This window comes from Methylomarinum vadi (genome assembly GCF_000733935.1).
In the GTDB taxonomy this organism is placed as follows: Bacteria; Pseudomonadota; Gammaproteobacteria; order Methylococcales; family Methylomonadaceae; genus Methylomarinum; species Methylomarinum vadi.
Window position 1 is genome coordinate 3694195 of the sequence record NZ_JPON01000001.1, and the last position, 17445, is coordinate 3711639.

General features: G+C 42.5%; 14 protein-coding genes and 2 pseudogenes. 5 read left to right on the forward strand and 11 right to left on the reverse strand.

Translation table 11 applies throughout. The features are described from left to right. Window positions 1-7 precede the first annotated feature (7 nt). The 4 genes and pseudogenes from EP25_RS0118490 to EP25_RS0118505 all read left to right on the forward strand — a co-directional run. On the forward strand, window positions 8-1570 hold the full coding sequence (locus tag EP25_RS0118490; RefSeq protein WP_031435240.1) for an ArnT family glycosyltransferase: 1563 nt from the start codon (window positions 8-10) through the stop codon (window positions 1568-1570). Between the two features lie 84 nt (window positions 1571-1654). Further along, window positions 1655-2596 (forward strand): annotated as a pseudogene (locus EP25_RS0118495) (IS4 family transposase); the annotation flags it as partial. Between the two features lie 557 nt (window positions 2597-3153). Continuing rightward, window positions 3154-4404 (forward strand): group II intron reverse transcriptase/maturase, encoded by a 1251-nt coding sequence (gene ltrA, locus EP25_RS0118500; RefSeq protein WP_031433037.1) that lies wholly within the window; start codon window positions 3154-3156, stop codon window positions 4402-4404. Window positions 4405-4483: 79 nt separating this feature from the next. Then, window positions 4484-4861, forward strand: a pseudogene (locus tag EP25_RS0118505) (IS4 family transposase); the annotation flags it as partial. A gap of 98 nt (window positions 4862-4959) precedes the next feature. On the opposite strand, the gene EP25_RS0118510 reads toward EP25_RS0118505, so the two are convergent. From EP25_RS0118510 to EP25_RS0118530, 5 genes are all read right to left on the reverse strand, one after another. After that, window positions 4960-6225 carry a putative O-glycosylation ligase, exosortase A system-associated gene (locus EP25_RS0118510; protein ID WP_031435241.1) on the reverse strand — a complete coding sequence of 422 codons (1266 nt, stop codon included), beginning with the start codon at window positions 6223-6225 and terminating at the stop codon, window positions 4960-4962. A 23-nt stretch (window positions 6226-6248) separates the two neighbouring features. Further along, window positions 6249-7163: a glycosyltransferase gene (locus tag EP25_RS0118515; RefSeq protein WP_036300760.1), complete on the reverse strand. Its 915-nt coding sequence runs from the start codon at window positions 7161-7163 to the stop codon at window positions 6249-6251. An 8-nt stretch (window positions 7164-7171) separates the two neighbouring features. Continuing rightward, on the reverse strand, window positions 7172-8185 hold the full coding sequence (locus tag EP25_RS22170; RefSeq protein ID WP_152555683.1) for a glycosyltransferase: 1014 nt from the start codon (window positions 8183-8185) through the stop codon (window positions 7172-7174). Window positions 8186-8287: 102 nt separating this feature from the next. Continuing rightward, entirely contained in the window at window positions 8288-9220 is a 933-nt protein-coding gene (locus EP25_RS0118525; protein WP_031435244.1) for a glycosyltransferase family 2 protein, read from the reverse strand. 9 nt (window positions 9221-9229) lie between these two features. Beyond that, window positions 9230-10009, reverse strand: a complete 780-nt coding sequence (locus EP25_RS0118530) for a polysaccharide deacetylase family protein (RefSeq protein WP_084191093.1) — start codon at window positions 10007-10009, stop codon at window positions 9230-9232. A 105-nt stretch (window positions 10010-10114) separates the two neighbouring features. On the opposite strand from EP25_RS0118530, the gene EP25_RS0118535 reads away from it, so the two are divergent. Beyond that, entirely contained in the window at window positions 10115-11239 is a 1125-nt protein-coding gene (locus tag EP25_RS0118535) for an acyltransferase family protein (protein WP_031435246.1), read from the forward strand. Between the two features lie 101 nt (window positions 11240-11340). Here EP25_RS0118535 and EP25_RS0118540 read toward each other — a convergent pair whose 3' ends face one another. From EP25_RS0118540 to EP25_RS24270, 6 genes are all read right to left on the reverse strand, one after another. Beyond that, a complete protein-coding gene (locus EP25_RS0118540; protein ID WP_235185951.1) occupies window positions 11341-12219 on the reverse strand; it encodes a glycosyltransferase family 2 protein in 879 nt (292 codons plus the stop codon). Window positions 12220-12256: 37 nt separating this feature from the next. Next, window positions 12257-13237, reverse strand: a complete 981-nt coding sequence (locus EP25_RS0118545) for a glycosyltransferase family 2 protein (RefSeq protein ID WP_051906878.1) — start codon at window positions 13235-13237, stop codon at window positions 12257-12259. Beyond that, window positions 13237-14427 (reverse strand): glycosyltransferase, encoded by a 1191-nt coding sequence (locus EP25_RS0118550; protein ID WP_031435249.1) that lies wholly within the window; start codon window positions 14425-14427, stop codon window positions 13237-13239. Before EP25_RS0118550 ends, EP25_RS0118545 begins: the two co-directional genes overlap by 1 nt. A gap of 21 nt (window positions 14428-14448) precedes the next feature. Beyond that, complete coding sequence (locus EP25_RS0118555; protein WP_051906880.1) at window positions 14449-15396, reverse strand: glycosyltransferase family 2 protein; 948 nt, start codon at window positions 15394-15396, stop codon at window positions 14449-14451. A gap of 43 nt (window positions 15397-15439) precedes the next feature. Continuing rightward, complete coding sequence (locus EP25_RS22175; RefSeq protein WP_051906882.1) at window positions 15440-16447, reverse strand: glycosyltransferase; 1008 nt, start codon at window positions 16445-16447, stop codon at window positions 15440-15442. Between the two features lie 777 nt (window positions 16448-17224). Continuing rightward, window positions 17225-17335, reverse strand: coding sequence for a transposase (locus EP25_RS24270; RefSeq protein ID WP_084191095.1), 111 nt, complete (start codon window positions 17333-17335; stop codon window positions 17225-17227). Between the last annotated feature and the right edge of the window lie 110 nt (window positions 17336-17445).

Sequence of the window (17445 nt, forward strand, 5' to 3'; positions counted from 1 at the left end):
ACATAACATGGGAGCTACCAAGGCACTATTAAACCCGACTAAAATCGTATTGTTGGCAATTTTGATCGTTAGCTCGGCGTTAATGGTAAGAAATATGTCCCAACCTTGGAACGGTCTTGATGGGGGAGATGGAGCTTTATTCAGCAAAATTGCGAAAAACTATTTGGAACACGGTATTTGGGAGCTAAAGTTCGGTCAGGCGTATAATTATCTGCCCGGGCAAGACAAAGATAGTCTCAAATATTATCAGCATCACCCACCCTTGTTGCCTCTCCTTATTGCTGGAAGTTTTGCGGTTTTCGGAGAAAACGAAGCGGCAGCGAGGTTGGTGCCTATCCTGTTTTCCTTAGCGAGTATTGTTTTGCTTTATAAAATCAGCAAACAAAGTTACGGAGAAAATGTCGCGATTACGGCAACTTTTATTTTTGCTTCTTTTCCGGCTATTTTATTTTTTGCTCGAAAGCCAGGGTACGAACCCTTATCCCTTTTTTTTATACTATTGTCTTTATATTATTATAATTTGATTAGGGATATGTATGGGAAAAAAGGCTATATCGCTTTTTTTCTGGCCATGGGAGCGGGTTTACTTACCGACTGGCCGGTGTATTTTTTGCTTTCAATACTCTGCTTACATTTTTTCATATCTCAAAAAGGCACTAAAAGAATTGTTTTTCCAACTATATTGATGTGCTATGGGCTGATTATTTTTTTGGTTTTTGAATGTTTTTCATATTTGGTTGACCCGAAAAGTTTTACTGATTTAGTAAATCAAGGCTTGGTTTATATGGGCGTGATAGACCTTGATCACGAACTGGCGAATCGCTATGAAGAAGTTAAAGTCACATTTACTCCCTCTCTTTATACAAAAAGATTATTATCCCGTTTGGACTTATTATATACGTATCCGTTGGTGATTGTGTCGGTCGTTGGGTTTGTCTGGTTTTTAGGAAAAAAACGGTTATTAAAATCAAATGTTATAATTTTGCTAAGCGTTGCGGCAACTTATTGTATTGTATTTTATCGTAGCGTCTATATTCATTACTGGCATACCTATTTCTTTGCGGCCCCATTTGCCGTTTTATCGGCAATCTTTATCAGCAGTACTATATTGGGGAATGATATCGGCCACAAAAATGAAAAGTTTACGCCGTTAGTAAAATGGATCCATCCGCTTGCCGTCTTTTTCTTTCTACTGGTGATCGGAGGATCGTTACCGCGGTTAATCGATCTTCATACGCTACAGGAGAAAGTGTTACCCGACGAACAGCATGAACACGCAATGTTGATTAAGTCGCTTTCGCTTAAAATAAAGGAACTGTCTTCTCCAAACGATATTATTATTACTAATTTGGCTGAAGGCCCTAAAACGCCGTTAACCTATTATGCCGAACGGAATATTATTTTCGAAAGTGATTTCGACAAAGGATATAATAATTTTAAAAAATCAAAGAGTCATAAAATGGTATGGTGGATCGAAAAAGAGGGTTCGCTTTTCGAGTTTCCTCCGAATACAAGACATAGTAGATTTAACCTATATGGCCAAAACTTTGTTTTGCTATCGCATATGTAAAGCAACCGTTAACTCATCCCGTTATACACAAGTCACTAAAAACAGTATGATCTGAGTTTTTTGCATGAGGAGCTGAAAGTCACCATGGGATGGGCAAAGGAAGAGTTATCACGGATCGACCTAGGAGATCAACGTTTGAATGCACGTTCTATCAAACTGCTGAAGCAGTTTGCCGCGAAACCGACGGCCAGTATTCCTGGGGCCTGTGGCGGTTGGGCGGAAACTATAGCCGCCTATCGTTTCTTTGCTCAAGAAGAGGTGGACTGGCGTGATATTCTGCAGCCGCATATAGACTGCTCGTTGACGCGGATGCGTTCGCAACCGGTGGTGTTATGTTTGCAAGATACCACGGAGTTAGATTTTAACGGTCGTCAAGGGCAAGGATTGGGGCCGTTATCGTATGAAGCGCAACGTGGAATGTATCTCCATCCGACGTATGCGGTAACGCCAGAGCGTTTACCTTTAGGTGTCCTGGATGCCTGGATGTGGGCGCGCGAAGCGAAAGATGAACAAGGTCACCGTCCCGGTATTTTGGAGAGTTTGCGCTGGATTGAAGGCTACGAACGGATAGCCGAACGGGCCATCGAGTGTCCTGATACCCGATTGGTTTATGTTGCGGATCGAGAGGCCGATCTCTTGGCCTTAATGCAGCGGGCGGATGCGCTTGGCCATCCGGCGGATTGGCTGATTCGAGCCAAACATAACCGCAAATTAAGTGGGGAGACGGACAAGCTATGGGATAAAGTCGCCCAAACCGATGCGCTCGGAGAGCTAGGTTTTTACCTACCGCCGCGCGCTGGGCGCAAGGGACGAGATATCGTCCAACAGGTGCGATCATTGCGGGTCAGTTTGCCAGCCGAAGGCGGTGGGACATTTGAAGCTACGGCCATTTTGGCCAAAGAAATCGATCCACCGGCGGGAGAAAAACCCTTGGAATGGCGACTGTTAACGAACCGCGTCGGGAATACGCTATCCGAAGCGGCGGAATATGTAGACTGGTATCGTTGCCGCTGGGAGATCGAAAGTGTGCCGCAGGCACACAAGTTAGTCGCATAGGATATGCGGTGAATTGTGGCTAAGCTCATTGGAAGATGGTGGTAGGCCCACCGGAGTCTGCTGTCGGAAGCCGGCTTCAAACCGCCTCAAGCTGCGTGTATTAAGAGTGCAGGTAGTGAGCGTTGAGGAAAAGTTAATGGATAATTAGCAGGTAAGGTATAGAGAGACGAGTAACCCCGAACCTTTGTTGACGCGTCGTCATCCAGAGAATTGACATCAAAACCAGAGGCGTTTCGATCTTCTGGGATCAGTTTGCAAGTGAATTCCGAATGCTGTGCAAGCGGTGTCCGGCGTAAAGAAGGCGTGACTCTATAGCGGGCTTTCGATGGGAACTGCGGGAACCAGTCATCATGATGTGAAGAGAGGCATGCAAATAACGAAATTTATGAGCATCAGAGTATCGATGCATGATACTGGGGCGGAGTTGTTCGTAGTAGTGAGGAAGCGTTGGTAATGAACGTGGAGCGAAGGGACAACGTCGGGCTGCTTTGTTCAGGCTTCAACTGTCGACAGACAGGAGGAAGGTCATGAGCCAAGCAAAACCTTTTGTCATTTCCAAATGGCAAGTCATGCGCGCGTTTGAATTGGTGAAAGCCAATGCAGGTGCCGCTGGCATTGATCAGCAAACCCTTGCAGAGTATGAAGGAAACCTGCAAGACAATCTTTACAAACTCTGGAACCGGTTATCGTCAGGCAGTTACTTTCCGCCGGCCGTTAAAGCGGTTGCGATCCCGAAGAAATCGGGGGGAGAGCGTCTACTGGGGATACCGACAGTGAATGATCGTGTGGCGCAGATGGTGGTCAAACTGAAATTTGAACCGGCAGTTGAACCGCATTTTCTCGCGGATTCGTATGGCTATAGACCGAACAAGTCAGCACTGGATGCGATCGGCGTTACTCGGGAACGCTGTTGGCATGACGACTGGGTGCTGGAATTCGACATCAAAGGATTGTTCGACAACATCCCGCATGATCTGTTGCTGAAAGCCGTTGATAAACACACGGACTGTCCGTGGATTCGGCTTTATATCCGGCGTTGGTTAACGGCACCGATGCAGATGCCTAATGGCGAACAGGTGTCGCGGGAAAAGGGTACGCCACAAGGTGGCGTGATCAGTCCTTTGCTCGCCAACCTGTTTCTGCATTATGTCTTCGACAAATGGCTACAAAAGTATTATCCGAATACACCCTGGTGTCGCTATGCGGATGATGGTTTGGTGCACTGTCGTAGTGAAAGGGAAGCCAAACAGATGCTGACAATCCTGGAACAGCGCTTCAAAGCTTGTGGATTAGAGCTGCATCCGCTGAAAACCAAGATCGTTTACTGTAAAGATGGTAGTCGTAAAGGACGCTATGAAAATACGGCCTTTGATTTTCTAGGTTATACCTTTAAGCCACGGCTCTGTAAAAATCGCAAACGCAACAGTTTGTTTGTGAATTTTACGCCGGCGGTCAGCAAAGTCGCCCTGAAAGCGATGCGACTGAAAATCAGGAAACTGCGCATACGCATGCGTACCGAGCTGAGTATTGAGCAACTGGCTCAATGGCTGAATCCCATTATCAATGGATGGATTGGCTATTATGGTCGGTACTATCGATCGGCCTTGTATGCGATGTGTCGTCACTTCAACAAAACGTTGGTGAGATGGGCAAGACGAAAGTTTAAAGCCCTTCGATGGCACAAAACTAGAGCGGCGCAGTTTCTTGAACACATAGCTGAACAATGCCCGAACTTGTTCGCCCATTGGCGAGTAGGAATGACAGGCGCGTTTGCCTGATGGGAGCGGTATGAATCGAGAGGTTCACGTACCGTTCTGCGAGAGGCTGCGGGGGAAGTTCCCGCGGTCTACTCACCTGTTTTTCAACATCTTGAAAAACGGCTGCAAGGTGGAAGCCTTGCAATTATCTGCCATTTCACGCATCGAACTGGCATTGGCTTTGTTTATGATTATTGCCTGGCGAATCGGTTACTTGATGCGCTTGGGACGGGAATGTCCGGAGATGGACTGCGAAGTGGTGTTTGATCGAGAAGAATGGCAAGCCGCTTGGTTGGTTGCCCGTAAACCCTTGCCGCCTGAGCCACCCAAACTCAATGAAGCGATTCGATTAATTGCGAGTTTTGGTGGATTCTTGGGGCGCAAAGGCGATGGTGAACCTGGCGCCAAATCACTCTGGCAAGGATTACAGCGCGTCATGGATTTCGCCATGGGAATACGCGCTGTGCGGGAGACCTAGATTTGTGTATAACGGGATGCCGTTAACTCTATCGAATAATGAATAATTTAATTGAAAAATATCCACAAGACAAAAATATTGTCATTCATTATGGGATATTAATTGTCGTGTCGGAACGATAAAAGTTTGTCTTTGTTAGTTGATTTTTCGGTCAATGCCGTCATTTCCTCTAACGCAAACTTTTTTATAAGTACGGCAATAAATATTAAATGGTAAAGCAAGTCCCAGTAGGAAAGTCCAAGAAAAGCGGTTCCTACCATATAACAAATCAACGACGCTCGAATTGAAAAACAATAATTGCCGACCCATTCCATTCCTTTGATGTTCTTGGTTTTTTGCGGCAGTGTCGTTAGGCTGACTAGAGTGCCAAGAATCATAGACAGCCATAAGCCGAAGGCGACAAAGCCGTGTTCGGAAAGCATTTCTATATAGGAACTATGCCAATCGCGGTTGGTTACATACATCCAACCTTCGAAACCCGATCCCGTAAATGGATGGTGAAGGGTATGATTCCAGCCGTCAGTCCAGGCCTGTATTCGACCCATTGCGGAAGCATCTTCTTCATATGTTTCAATTGTCCCCATACGCCCAAACCATTCTTCGGGGAGATAATCTATGGCAAAGTAAGCCCCTATGATAGCAGTGGGAATCGCTAAATACTTGCGATTGCTGTTCCAGATTAATACTAGGGTAAGGACGGCTAACGTTAGCAACGCCCCGCGCGACCAGGAAGACAATGAGGCCGCGTAGATAATCGGAATCGAAAAGGGAATTCCGCGCTTTATCCAGGGGTTTTTCGTCTCTTTTTGCCACAGCAATAGTAAAGGGATTGCAATTAGCATCGCAACGGCAAACGCATTGTTTTCATAAAATTGTGTTGCGGGCGGCCCGTATACTCGATAAGAGAATCCGCTTAAAATCGCAAAAATTCCTCCCTTAACCGCAACAATTCCGATTGAAATGCCGATTGTAATAATTAGATAAAATAGTTTTTCTCTGGTGTTGATTAATACCAACGTAAAATAAAAAGGGATATAGATCTTAGTGATTACCCAAAATCGAGACCATGCGACATCCGGTATGTACGCTTGGGTCGTGGTCAAAATAAAATATAGCCAAAGCAAAATAAAGAAAATAATGCGCCAATCTGAGGGTAAGGGTTGTTTGTCATCGGTCGTGAAAGTGCGAAATGCAACAACTAAAAATAAAATGTAATACACGGGGAGCGTGCGTACGAAGCCCCACGCATAAGCATGGGGATTGAGATAACTGAATACTGCGAGGGACAACACACCCCACCAGGGTTTTTTAATGGCGGCGGCGATACAAAGTACGAGGAAGATTAAGACGACAAGATCACGCATCGATGGATTTTAGTACGAAGGTTTTAACGGGGGGAAATCAATCCACTGATTTCACCGAGCGTGGCGGCAACGCGCATCGCATAATACCGGAAGCGCGCAATGCCGCCTGGCAAAAACATCGCGAAAAAATAATTGGCTAATTTAGCCCAAAAATATTTGGGGATTGTTCGCTGTTGCGGATGTTTAGCTAACATAATAGTTTTACTGCGTTGGAAGCTTTTCAATAATAAATATTTAAATTTGAGGCGATCGTTATCAACATAATGGTATTGGACAATCGTAGGAGAGTATTGAATGTCCACGCCGGCATCCAATGCCCGCAGTATGAAGTCACTGTCTTCGCTGCCTGCCAAATTATGTCGCTGGGGGCCTAGGGCAGTAGAAAAGTTACCAATTGAGTCGAACACTTTACGTTCAATTATCAAATTTCCTCCACCAGGTAACTTGTTGTTTCTATTGACTCTGAAAGGCGCGTTTCCCAACTCGAAATGGGGGATCGGTAACGGATAAATTTTGTACTTCCCTTTATCATGGATCCACGCCGGTTCGTCACCGGTCCAATCCGGAATGATTTGTCCACAGAAAATAGGAACGCCGGGGTACTGCCGGATAGATTGTGCGACCGACTCAAAATAGCGGCTGTCAACGCGATGGTCGTCATCGATCAGACAGATATAGCCCGACGGAATGTTATCTATGGCAAGATTTAACGCATTGGATTTTCCCGCAATCGGTTCTTCCAAATAGCGGACCGGGATATCACTCGAGTTGTCAGCGAGTTTTTGAACGGTTTTCAGTGTATCGTCATTGCACGCATTCGCAACCACCAGGATGCTGATGTCGCAATTTTCCGGACGTCGGCACGCTAGTATCGAAGTGATGGTCTTTTCCAGCAGAGCGGCGCGGTTATGTGTACAGATCAGTACCGTGAGTTCCATGCAAAGCCTTAGAGATACTGTGAGATCAACTTCAAATCTTGAACTTTATACATGCGATTTATGAAAAGCCTGCTCCATTCGTCGGTGAATCGTCGATTTATCCCGTTCTCCTCGTATAGTTGTTGAATCAAATCGATAAAATATCTTCGGTGTAGCTCCATTTTTTCCAGTGTACGCTTCCTGACAAATTCAGGGCTGAGGTTTCGGCTGATCATTGCTTTAACTCCTTCTTTGACCGCCAAAGATGAATTTTCGACCATGATAACGTAATCGTTGTCGAACATTACATCTCTACCGCCAAGACTCTCGGTTGACACAACGGGGAGTCCGCAGAGGAGATATTCCGCCGAGGCGTACATTGCGCCTTCGATATTCGACAAACAAAGTCCCACCCGAGCCTTATTTAAATACGAAGAAATGTCGTTAATGTTGATTTTACCGTAATTGCCGATGACACAGTCCTTTAACGGCGGATGTCCGGGCCAGTTTAACGCCGTCGCTTTCGGAATCGTCTGTTGAGACTCGGTAAATTGGTCGTAGTCTTCCTGTACTGCAAAATAGGTAATTAACGCGAGGTTGTCCAACTCGCCCGCCAATTGTATGTTCTTAAAGCGGCTTAATCGAGCGTTATAGATTGCATCGAACAATTTCTCGCTTTTCGGTTCCGGCTGAAACATCTTTTCATCGATAAAACAATTCTGGTTGACGAAGTAGCTTTCCAACCCGAACTGTTGTAGCTTTTTTTCTTCCTTTTCGGTATTTGCCAAATAGATGAAACGATGCCGAGGATTTTGTTCGGTGTAAGCTTTGTGCCAGGCGGCGATAGGCGGAACCTGGGGGTCCGGTTCGAGCGTATATCTCACTCGGCACAAAAATATCGCTTTTTTCGGGCGCAGCATTCGAAAAAAGATTTTCCACTTAGCATAGTTTTCGTGCACGTCTTCCGGAATAATAACGATCAGAGGAAAGTCGCTTAATACGTAATATTGGTCGCTAGCCGGTTCCGGAAAAAGTTTCTGCACGCGCCAGGGCAGTCGTTTTTTTAACTTTACGTATGTCGTATACTGTTTAAAGAAAATGTTCATATATTTGTTCAGCTATATATAACTATAGACGATTAACAGTCAGTTATTTTTGAAATAGTAGCCCTGTAGCATTCCCCAGAAATAATAGATGTTCATCCGTTGGCGGAATGCGTAATCAGGTCCTTTTTCCAAAAAAAGGACGATATAACTTTTTATCGAACGAATGAACTGCAGAAATACGAATAAAGGAATTCCCGCCAGCCTCCGTTTATGTGGAGCGTGGTCGTTCTTGGCGTGCAAAATGCCGGCATTGGCGTGCAACGTAAGGAAAAAACGTTTTTTCAGTTGATGCGGCAGAATTTTATGCATGACCAGGGCGTTAGGTTGGTAATAAAACGAGCCTCCCGCCTTGGCCAGGCGTTGAAAAAAGTCGGTTTCTTCACCTTTGAATAGCTCATTCTTTTTACGGCCTTCGCCTTTTCGACCCCTATTGGTATCGAAATTTCCAACCTTGTCGAAAACACGGCGATGAATCGCCATATTGCCCCCGAAAGGAAACTCGTTGATACCGTCCATTGCGTGCGGCGTTTCGCCAAAATCCTGATGACCTAAAAAACCGTACATATCTGGACGAATCCAAGCGGGAAAGCTGGCCGGGCTTTCGACGTGAATGCGCCCGCCCACAACATCGCAATCGAATTCTTTAAACGTTTTATAAATGGAAGCCAACCAGCTGCGAGTCACCCGGATATCGTCGTCGATAAATAGCAAATAGGTGCCTTTCGCTTCCTTGATGCCTTTGTTTCGTGCCGCAGAAAGTCCTTGTTCGGGTTCGAAAAAGTAACGGATATTAATGCCTAACTCCGAGGCTAACTGACGGACGACAGAGCGCGTGTCGTCGGTTGAGTTGTTATCGACCAAAACCACTTCCCAGCTAAGGTCATCTACGTCGCTTTGCTGCGTCAAGTGGTCGAAGCACTCGGCTAAATTGTGGCAGCGGTTGTATGAGCAAATAATGATACTGATTTCCATGGATATGAGCTATTGGTGAGTAATAAAACGGTCCTTAATACGGCCGTAATAGTATTGCCAGGGAAAGGTAACGCTCGCGTTGTTTATGCCGAAAGTCATTTTCTGTTTCAATTTCCACCAGGGATCCGAGCCGTATACCTCGATACGATGGAGCAGGTAAGGGTTGCGCTCGCTGTTGTTGAACCCCGAACGGGTAGAACAGGCTAAAGAATAACCCGCGGACTTAACGAGTTCGGGGGTGGATTGGTTGAACAGGCCGTACGGATAAGCGAAATAACGGCAGGACGAGCCCGTTAACTCCTCTATCTCTTGCTTGCATTGGACGATTTCGTTAGCCGCTTCGGAATCGTTAAGTTGAGACAACTTAGGGTGATTGACCGTATGGGCTCCGAAAGTAATTAATTCGTTCTTTGTCATTTCGAGTATCTGCTCTCTCGTCAGCATCCGGCGAACCGGATACAGTTCGCTCATCCAACCGTTGTTCTTGCCAATCACGCCGGTTGCCAGAAAAATCGTTGCTGGGACGGAATATTTACACAATATCGGATAGGCGGCCAGATAATTGTCTTCGAAACCGTCATCGAGCGTAACGGCAAACGCTTTCTCGGGCAGGTCGGCGCCTTGTAACATATGTTCCCATATTGTATCTAATGAAACCGGTTGATAACCATGCTTGCGTAATTGCCGCATATGTTGTTCAAAGCGCGGAGGTGGGCAAGCATAACGCGCTTCGAGGTCGTTTCCGGGGTCGCGGACCATGTGGTACATTAGGATTACAAAACGGTTCATAACATCTATAGCCGTTCAAAGCTGTGGAAGTGCTATGATTATAGTCTCTTTTGGCGGCAATTGTTTTAGATGACCCTTATTGCCTTGTTATTGGATCGTTGATCGATGGCTTCCACACAAAGAAAAGAAATCCGCTCGCATCACTCGATAAGAGGAATTGCGGCACTCTTTGTATTGATACTACACATGAAGGAAATACTGGCCTGGGGCGAAATTGAGGTTGGCTCAAAATTGCCGTTTATTGGCAAGGGTTACCTTTGGGTGGATTGTTTTTTTATCTTGAGCGGTTTCGTTCTTTCTTACGCTTACGCAAGGACTTTGCATCAGCCGAATTTGGCCGAATTTGTGCAAGCGAGCGTGCGTTTTTTTCGTGCGAGATTTTCAAGGATTTATCCCCTCCATATATTTGCTCTCGTTTTTTTATTGGCTATCAGGGGATCGTCTTATTTAATTTTTCCTCAAACGGGTGATTTTTTTAGAGGGGATAATAATTTTTATAGTCTGATCACAAATATCTTTTTGATACATAGTTGGGAACTAAATACGACTAATACATGGAATACGCCTTCATGGTCTATTAGCACCGAAACTTTTGCTTATTTGCTATTTCCGCTTTTATGTTTGGTGCAATATTTAGTTAAGCCTTTATTTTATATAATATTATTGCTGGTTCCTATATTGTTCTACGCAACATTACTATATTTAGAAAGTGGATTGAATCAAACATGCCATTTGGCATTGATGCGCTGTACCGCAGGTTTTTTGCTTGGAATGGTCATATATAATGTATGGACACTGGTTAATAACGATTTTATTGATAAACTCGTCGCGTTCCAACTGCTTTTTGTAGTTGTTATTTTTGCGACCATGCAGTTTGCGTTCAACGATATTATTGCCGTTATCGCTTTTTTTCTGTTGATTCTTACTACGGCGAGCGACAAAGGTATTTTAGCTAAAATGCTGTGCCACCCTTTATTCGTTCATTTAGGCATGGTTTCCTATTCCGTTTATATGATGCACTATGTTGTTATGCGTTTTGCGTTCCAATATAAATGGTTTTTATTTGATTATTGGGTAATGAATGGAGTCGATAAACAGCTTCTCTCGATTACTATATTTTCAGTGATCATTCTAGTCGTTTTCGGCGTGTCGGAAATCACTTATCGATATGTTGAAGTTCCTGCCAGAAATCGCCTGCAAAAACGTAAGTTAATACGAGTCGACTATTAAAAGAGAGTACAGACCCAGTGTATTTCGAGGAAAATGCTTGTTTTGTGACGCGCAGGGCAGGATAGGGAGACCTAGCCGGATAAATCGATTTGAAACAGAGGTCAAGCGCCGTATAATTGCAAGAGTGAGCTCGCTATAAAATATTTGTACTCGTTAAAAGAACCGTAACCGTCTTTTATTGCCCGCCAAAACATTCTTTTCGCAGGATTTAAATCGCGCCGCCAGTAACAATCGTAAGCGCGCCTTAGAAGTTCCGTATAGGCAATTTGCTTCAATTCCTTCGTCGTTGCAAATCGGAAAAAGTCCTCCAGTTCTTCGACGATTGCCAATTGGGTATCCAAATGCATGAAGGCCGCTTCCAGGACGTTAGCAGTGGCTTGAACCGAATCTCCGTTGTGATGGTAGTAGGCCAACACTTCAGGCACGCGAACAATCGAATATTTAGCGGCAATCTTCAACCATAACAAATAATCTTCGGATTGCTTAAAACGGATGTCGAATCCCTCAGCTTCCACTATCGCAAAACGCCGAGTCAAGCAGGCATGTATGGGCCAGCGGCAATTTTCAAACAGCTGTTCGATTTTTTTGTCGTTTTCGTAATCCGGCGGAATAAAGGGTTTTCCGCGAGTGCCAGGTAATCCGACATTTTGCCAACCACAATAGGCAATTACCACATCGGGATGATCGGACAAAGCCGCATGTAAGCGGGAAAGACAACCTATATCCCAGGTATCGTCCGCATCCAAAAATGCAATAAAGTCACCTTGGGCCATTGCTAAACCATTGTTCCTGGCCTGACAGACGCCCGTATTGTTCTGTTCAAGAAGGCGCAGGCGCGGGTCGGAAAAAGTGCGAACGACTTTAACGCTGTCATCGGTTGAGCCGTCGTCGATAACGATCAATTCCAACTTACGATAGTCTTGTTGCAAAGCGCTTTCGATACTGTGTGCAATGCTGGTTTCTTTGTTGAAGCATGGCATTATCACGCTAACTAAGTCGTTCATAAATAACAATAAATTAATCGTTGAGTAAGCGTATATCAGCAGGGCAGTCGCCAAAACGGCGTAGAAGAAAATGCAAAAAGCCTTGTCTTCGTGCCTTCTCAACATTACTTACTTTATTGCTGAATAAACGATGAAGCATTCTATTGATATTCCAAAAATGAAATTTAAATGAAAAACTGTTTTTATTAGTTTCCCAGCCGGTGAGCTGGATAGTGCAACGTAATAAAACCTTTAGAAATTCCTTAAAAGATAAATGAGTTTGTGCCCAAAGTAGCATGTTTCTCATAATAAAATATTCGCGTAAAGGGCTATCTTCACCCCCTAATGAGGCAGAAACTTTGTGCCATAATCTAGCAGATGGCACGAAATATGATGAAATACCAAATTGTTTAGCGCGATAACACCAGTCAGTTTCCTCAAAAGTCAGAAAAAATTTTTGATCCATTATGCCGATTTGTTCAATAACCATTCGTGAAAGAAACAAAGCGCACCCACAAGCAAAGTCGCACTCTTTTAATTCAGAAAAACGCGAACTATCGGTTTCGTTAGTACCATCATGAATAAAACCTGGACGTTCGGGCAACCAGTAACCACCAGCATACCAAATCACATTAGGATGGTCATAATAAAAAATTTTGGCTGAAAAAATACCTTTATCGTTTGAATGCCGAGAAGCGGAAACTAACTCGGTTAAAATATTACTGTCAACAATAGTATCGTTGTTTAAAATAAATATATAATCAGCGCCTTGCTCTAATGAATGCCGAATGCCAACATTATTACCTTCCGCATAACCGAGATTTTTTCCGGTTTGCAGTAATGTAATATCGGGAAAAAACTTATTGATCTGAGCAACAGAATCGTCACTTGAACCATTATCTACGACGACTATTTCAAATGAAGGATAATCTATTTCTCGTAAAGAAAATAGGCATTCGAGCGTGTCAGTAATACCATTCCAATTGAGAACAATAATAAAAACTTTGTCACCCATTATCGTTTAAATCTCCACAATAAATGCTGTCGCGCTAGTTCAGATAGCCAAATATACATTCTTTTATATATAGTAAGTTTTCTTATTTTAATAGAGTCGATTTTTGAAAATATACTTTCAATCAAAAGATCAATCTTCTTATCTGAATAGTTATCGTTAATATAATTCCATGCATTGAGGGATATTTTATCGTACAACACCGGATTATTAGAAAGCTCCACAATCCCTTTTATAAATTCATCAGCAGAATTGGCCAAAAGATAGTGAAAACGGTCTGTTATTGAAAAACCTTCGGCACCAAAACTGGTCATGACTAATGGCCGACTGTAGCTCATCGCCTCTCCAACTTTACCTTTCAAGCCTCCACCAAAACGAAGTGGAGCAATAACAATATCGGTATTAGAATAGTAAGGGCCCACTTCGGGTACAAAACCGGTAACTTTTATATTGTTATTAGCCAGTTTTCTTACTTCATCGGTTGGAGAGTTTCCAACGATAGTCAACTTAACCTCGATTTTCTGAGCCAGTAAAGGCATGATTTCCTGGCAGAAATAAATAATACCGTCGACATTTGGGGGATGTTTGAAATTTCCGACAAAAAGAAGTTTGACTGGCGAACTGATACGATTAGGATCGAAATCAGGGATATGATGGATATTTGGAATAACAAATATATTACTATTGGGGAGGCGTGAAAGTAATATATCTTTGTCTTCTTGGCTGACAGTGATAAGCGCATCTGCTTGACTGTAAGCACTTAATTCTTCAGATTCAGTGCATTTTGCTTGATTGTAGTCGCTATCATCTTCGCTTAATTTAGCCTTGGCATACAAACGGTTGAAATGAACATCGACTGAATCGATAAAAATACGAGATTCCGGTTGATAATAGCGTATTATTGAAAGATAAAAATTAGCGGTATAGTAAAACTCAAAAATTACGCATTCAAATTTGTATTTTTTGACCGCATTTTGAAAGGAGGTAGATATATCAATGCCTAGCGACGATAACAAAGACTTGTAGTGAATATAATTTGTTTCACCTATCAAATTCCTTTGGTATTCTTCAGCTTTTATAAAAAAAACTAATGTATGTCTATTAGCCAATGACTTTAACAAGGAATAAAAGCGCAAGTCGCCCGATGCGCGATCTGGCATGGGGAGTTGATCTGAAACGATAAGTATGTGCATTGTTTGATAGTTTTTCTATATTTAAAAACTCAATAATTGAACTAATAATTGTCGCATTTTTCCAATGTGTTCGGCGACTAGGGCCTTTTGATAAAATGAAAGTGTATTTATATGCCAATACAATTTTTTGGGTGAGAAAGTCAAATCAGCAAAAATTATTTTTTTAATCATCATGAATTCACTATACAAGTGGCTTAAATACTTAATGCGAGCTGGCTTAAGATTGGAGGTTTCTTCTATGATTTCTGATATACCGCCCCAAAAATAACGTTTTAAAACCCATTTTTTTGATACTCGTTCTTTTGGTATACGGTGTTCTAGTTTAGCATGGGGGGTATATTGGACTTTCATCTTGTGTTGGTCAATTCGATGAAATAAGTCGCTTTCCTCATTGGAAAGAAGTGAATTTTTTTTTCTACCTAACGCAGTATTAAATAAACCGATTTGTTTAAATACCGATTTTCTAATTGCCATATTTAGGCCAAATGGGTGCTCAGGGAAAAACATTTGTTTTTCCGTGTCGCCGGATAAAGTCGATCCATAGATTTTTAACATCTCGTTTGTAATCCAATCTGGATTCCCTCCTTCAAATACCGGAAACGATTGGCCTCCAACCGCCATAACTGTGGGATCAGTGATGAATGGTTTTAAAATATTGTTGAACCAATAGGGTAGAAAGTTTACGTCGTCATCTACAAACGCAATAATGTTGCCTTGAGCCTCTTTTATACCTGTATTGCGAGCATGTGATAAACCGGGTGTTGGTTCGAAAATATATTTGACTTGGGGATAGGTATTAATAAATTCTTCGCAGATGAGGCTGGTGTCGTCTCTTGAATTATTATCGACGACTAATAGTTCATGGGGAATGTTTTCTTTAAAGCTGGCATAACTCAGCAAAGTTTTTTTCAAATCACATGAACGGTTATAAGTACAAATTATTATGCTAAAGAAGTTATTTTGCAACATAAGAGTCTAACCATATGAAAAACGGCTGTTTCGATGATTTTAGCTAAATTAATTTTCTTAATTGAAGGTAGGTGTGTTTTTTAATAAAACGAATTAATTTAAGTGCTGAGGCCTTTAGCATTACAGAGAAATTACATTTTTCGATAAGATAATATGGATCATTTAAGTTTGATTTGTGTTCATTTATTAGTCTATCTTTATCTTTGCTATAATAATTTATTATGCTTTCATTTAAGTTGAAATAAGCAAATAATAACGCTTGCTGAACTTCACCACTAAAATGCTGGATTAAAAATTTATAAACTTCAGTCGATGATACCATCTGTTGTAACGGTGTTTTGGAAGACCAAAGTCCTTGACTGTGGATCCTATAAACTGACATTTTTTCAGAAAAGAATTTTGTTTTTCCATATTGTGCATTTAGTAAATGTAAAAAATAATCGCCAACAGGACTTTTATTGTATGATTCTGGTAGCTTGTCAAATAGATGATTTCTAAAAACACAAGAAGCTGTTCTTATGAAGTTTTTTTTACATAAGTCAATTATAGTTGTGATTTCAGGTTGGTCGATATTTAGAGGATCATCGCATATTTTATCATTTTCAAGAAGCTGTCCATTATGGAAACAAATGCTGAAATCCCTATTTTTTTCTAAGAAATCAATTTGTTTTTGTAATTTATCTGGTGCCGTCCAATAATCATCACCTTCACAAAGAGCAATGTATTTTCCTTTAGCTCTTGGATGTTGAAATTTTACAAATGGCTTAATACCTTGTGATCGTTGATTTTTATTTTGATAAATGGCTTTAATCAAGTCAGGATATTTTTTTTCGTAAGATTTAACTATTTCAGTTGTACCATCCGTAGAAGCGTCGTCATGTATCAATATCTCAACGGGAAAGGTTGTTTCCTGTATCAAAAAACCTTCAATTGCGTCGCTGATAAAGTTCTTATGATTATAGGTGTTACAGATGATGCTGACTAAAGGAATTGTCACAGTATTATAAACTTGCTGAGTGATCTTGATAGGTGTTTCTAATTTGTTTGTCATAAGCTTTATTCAATATTAGAAGGGCAACCTTTACAATTTGTCATGGTCATGGCTTAGTTGCATAAATAAGCCGGAGAGAGACTTACGCTGTGTTCCAGTCTCATGTTTATGAGACTGTATAACTTTCAAGCATACAAAGGCCTGTAATTTTGTTTAGCGCTCCTGTGCGTAAATAATAAGAAAGCCACAAACTTCTGGGGGGGCAAAGGTTCGATTCTTCGGTTTATCGCTGAATAATCCTATGATCCAAAAACATGGTGGTTTCCGCCAGACTCTGGATATGGTAACCATTTTGCCGTTTCTATTTAGCTACACCGACTTTTGCGCAACGGCCTATTATGGCGGTCCATGAACATCGCCCTCTTCGCCATCAGGCCATTCGACAGCACCTTCACGCGGTGGAATCAACGCGCGAACTCCTTTATTGCGAATCGCTTGGGTGACAATGGAGAGTATCATAGGTCCCATCACCAGACACAGCAGCGATTGTGTTCCGATCATCCAATTGATCCGACAGCACTTCGGGGTCATCAACAAAATTGGCCGCAATGATTTCTTGGACCCTGGCATCAACCATCACATGGAGTTGTCGCCATGTTCGATACTTGCCTACTCAGTATTTGCGAACTTTTCATTCTCCCTTTGCCATACACCTTTAACCCCGTTGAATTCACGCCAGATGAAGGGGTGCTTGGCTTGCCGATCGAGGCACTCAGACCGATAAGGCTTGTTGACACCAGCTTAAGGTATTGTAATGAGGCGCTTGGACGGCGACCTTTAATAAAACTTAATCAACGATAGCAAAAATCCTTGCGTCGCTCTCAAGGTCAGTGTAAACATTTCTCTGAGAGTGAGCGCACATTGGATAGTCATCTCATAGTATTTCATCGAACTGCCTCTCTATCCAGTTTTTTTTGCTGATGCCTGCGTTGAACCACCTGATCTTCAATCCATAGCCTCATTGACCCTCAATTATGGGGAGCTGGCTATTTATGCAA

Bases quoted from the DNA above. Each gene is read 5' to 3' on its own strand.
- EP25_RS22175 (WP_051906882.1), bottom strand. From the start codon at position 16,447: ATGACAAACAAATTAGAAACACCTATCAAGATCACTCAGCAAGTTTAT.
- EP25_RS0118530 (WP_084191093.1), bottom strand. From the start codon at position 10,009: ATGAACCGTTTTGTAATCCTAATGTACCACATGGTCCGCGACCCCGGA.
- EP25_RS0118540 (WP_235185951.1), bottom strand. From the start codon at position 12,219: ATGCCATGCTTCAACAAAGAAACCAGCATTGCACACAGTATCGAAAGC.
- EP25_RS24270 (WP_084191095.1), bottom strand. From the start codon at position 17,335: ATGAAATACTATGAGATGACTATCCAATGTGCGCTCACTCTCAGAGAA.
- EP25_RS0118555 (WP_051906880.1), bottom strand. From the start codon at position 15,396: ATGTTGCAAAATAACTTCTTTAGCATAATAATTTGTACTTATAACCGT.
- EP25_RS0118545 (WP_051906878.1), bottom strand. From the start codon at position 13,237: ATGGGTGACAAAGTTTTTATTATTGTTCTCAATTGGAATGGTATTACT.
- EP25_RS0118550 (WP_031435249.1), bottom strand. From the start codon at position 14,427: ATGCACATACTTATCGTTTCAGATCAACTCCCCATGCCAGATCGCGCA.
- EP25_RS0118525 (WP_031435244.1), bottom strand. From the start codon at position 9,220: ATGGAAATCAGTATCATTATTTGCTCATACAACCGCTGCCACAATTTA.
- EP25_RS0118490 (WP_031435240.1), top strand. From the start codon at position 8: ATGGGAGCTACCAAGGCACTATTAAACCCGACTAAAATCGTATTGTTG.
- EP25_RS0118510 (WP_031435241.1), bottom strand. From the start codon at position 6,225: ATGCGTGATCTTGTCGTCTTAATCTTCCTCGTACTTTGTATCGCCGCC.
- EP25_RS0118535 (WP_031435246.1), top strand. From the start codon at position 10,115: ATGGCTTCCACACAAAGAAAAGAAATCCGCTCGCATCACTCGATAAGA.
- EP25_RS0118515 (WP_036300760.1), bottom strand. From the start codon at position 7,163: ATGGAACTCACGGTACTGATCTGTACACATAACCGCGCCGCTCTGCTG.
- ltrA (WP_031433037.1), top strand. From the start codon at position 3,154: ATGAGCCAAGCAAAACCTTTTGTCATTTCCAAATGGCAAGTCATGCGC.